This window comes from Acinetobacter sp. MF4640 (assembly GCF_002018895.1).
Classification (GTDB): domain Bacteria; phylum Pseudomonadota; class Gammaproteobacteria; order Pseudomonadales; family Moraxellaceae; genus Acinetobacter; species Acinetobacter johnsonii.
The window spans coordinates 1-2,140 of sequence record NZ_MVOM01000112.1 but is presented as its reverse complement, the minus strand read 5'-3'; the positions used below and the strand labels follow the sequence as shown (position 1 = coordinate 2,140).

Here is a 2,140-nt window from a genome sequence, read left to right as displayed (position 1 = left end):
TGGGTAGATTGGTTCAATAAAGAGCGTGTACATAGTGCACTAGGTTATGTATCACCTTTTGATTTTGAAGCAATGTACTATGATAAGATTAACCCGTTAGGTCAGGTGGCCTAACTTAAATAAAAAAGTCTCCGACAAACCTGGTACGGTTCAAACATCATTGCTATCATCGGCATAGTGTAAGTGGCGCTTCACTTCATGTAATTTAACAATACTCATAGATCACTCCATTTTTCCGAGTCAGCTTTTACACTTTCATCACTAAACTCGTTCCTAGAGTCTTTTACGGTGTCATAGCAAATATCACAATTTCACCTCATTCATATTCTTATATTGATTACTTGGCATTGAAATCCCTTTATCTAGGGATTTTTCTACTATTCTTAATAAGTCCTTCAAAAGATTTCTTATAGATCAATTAATATTTGTTCATATATTTTTTAAATAAGCCATTCACCGCTTAAAGATAGTGAGCGTACGACTCCTTAACAACTGAGTAGTAAATAAGCTGCCATTAAAAAACCCGCTAACTGAAGCGGGTTTTTTAATTCACAATATTCTTAGATTACTGTGATAGAGCTTGCTTGAGGGCCTTTCTTGCCAGCTACAATCGTAAACTGAACACGTTGACCTTCATTCAACACTTTGAAACCGTTTGATTGGATTTCGCTAAAGTGTGCAAAAACGTCTTCTCCAGTATCGCTAGAAATAAAACCAAAGCCTTTAGTTTCATTAAACCACTTAACGGTACCAGTTGTAATGTTTGACATAAATATTCTCTTAAATTTTGAAAAATATAAGAATTAATCTTTTAAATCATATACATCGGATAAACCGCAGAGTTGAATCAATTGCGAAATAACTTTAGTAAATACAATAAAATAAATAATTCTAATACACTATCACTATAAGCTTTTTAGCGTGCAATAGATAGACCTTAACATATTATTTTATTGCTACCACCCAACCTCACATGAAATGCTTTTTTATCCATATTGATAAGAAAATCTTCACTAAAAGCGAATAAAGCTTATTTGCCCGCTTCTAGCTAATTTTTCTTTCCTAAAATCAACTCAACTTGATGGGTGACATCCCATATTTTCATTTCTGCATGTCGCCAAAAATTAAAGACTTGATCGCCCTTAACATACTTTTGCTTGATATAGCTCGATGATTTATTTTGATCTATCTCTTTTGCATTAAATCGCATCTTATTTAAAATCACTACTTGACCATCCAAGTCACCACCAATACAGATATTCATATTGTTCTACCTGCTAAGTAACAATTAAACTATAGCACAAATAAGGAAGCCTACTCTTTGATAAGCTTTTGAGGCTTGTTATCGAGCCTTTGGCTGTACTCCATAACTCTTATTCATAGTTCATCGAAAATTAGAAACATCGTTTGATACCTTTGCAAGACGGTCACGTCCAAGGATGACTTGTAATGACAAAGTAAGGTCTATCCTATCTCTCAAGTATGAAGTTTTACTGTGCTATGAAAAAGCCACTTATAAAGTGGCTTTTTCTATTAGGAATTAGATGCTCTTTTAAAGTTGTCATCATTACTACAGTAATCCAAGCAATCTTTTAAAATGCCTACGGCTCTATATATGTGTTCAGGTTTATCTAAAAAAACTTGACCGTTATTTTGCACTTCCAATCCTGCCCGCTCTAACTCTTTTTTTCGATAGTCATCAATTGCTACTGCAAACTGAATGGTTGGTCTCTTACGATTTACATCATATCTAAATAACCAGCGATTATTTTTAGGTGGTGTTTCAAAAAGTATGCTGAAAAAAACAATATGGCTTTTGATAAAATAGAGGTATGAAAATAACGCTACAAATCAAATGTCCTACCTGTCTAAGTAACAATATAAAGAGAAATGGCATCAAAGTAGATGGGAAACAAAACCATCAATGCAAAGATTGCAAACGTCAGTTTATTGGTGATCATGCATTAAGCTATCAAGGATGTAACTCTGAACCGTACCGGGTTTGTCGGAGAGTTTTTTATTTAAGTTAGGCCACCTGACCTAACGGGTTAATCTTATCATAGTACATTGCTTCAAAATCAAAAGGTGATACATAACCTAGTGCACTATGTACACGCTCTTTATTGAACCAATCTACCCA

4 protein-coding genes and 2 pseudogenes are annotated in these 2,140 nt (G+C 34.1%); 2 read left to right on the top strand and 4 right to left on the bottom strand.

Features of this window, described 5'->3' with window-relative positions; all coding sequences use genetic code 11:
- The coding region (locus MF4640_RS20010; protein WP_161944396.1) for an IS3 family transposase at positions 1-114 on the top strand (114 nt) is incomplete at its 5' end.
- A 446-nt stretch (positions 115-560) separates the two neighbouring features.
- Here MF4640_RS20010 and MF4640_RS18575 read toward each other — a convergent pair.
- From MF4640_RS18575 to MF4640_RS19865, 3 genes and pseudogenes are all read right to left on the bottom strand, one after another.
- Positions 561-770: a cold-shock protein gene (locus MF4640_RS18575; RefSeq protein WP_004693516.1), complete on the bottom strand. Its 210-nt coding sequence runs from the start codon at positions 768-770 to the stop codon at positions 561-563.
- A 278-nt stretch (positions 771-1,048) separates the two neighbouring features.
- The gene (locus tag MF4640_RS18570) at positions 1,049-1,264 is read right to left on the bottom strand and encodes a hypothetical protein (protein WP_004693517.1); all 216 of its coding nucleotides are present in this window, start codon (positions 1,262-1,264) and stop codon (positions 1,049-1,051) included.
- A gap of 269 nt (positions 1,265-1,533) precedes the next feature.
- Positions 1,534-1,773, bottom strand: a pseudogene (locus MF4640_RS19865) (type I restriction endonuclease subunit R); the annotation flags it as partial.
- Positions 1,774-1,832: 59 nt separating this feature from the next.
- Between MF4640_RS19865 and MF4640_RS18560 the strand changes: the two are divergent.
- Positions 1,833-1,988: pseudogene (locus MF4640_RS18560) on the top strand (IS1 family transposase); the annotation flags it as partial.
- A gap of 38 nt (positions 1,989-2,026) precedes the next feature.
- On the opposite strand, the gene MF4640_RS20005 reads toward MF4640_RS18560, so the two are convergent.
- On the bottom strand, positions 2,027-2,140 hold a 114-nt coding region (locus MF4640_RS20005; protein ID WP_161944396.1), incomplete at its 5' end, for an IS3 family transposase.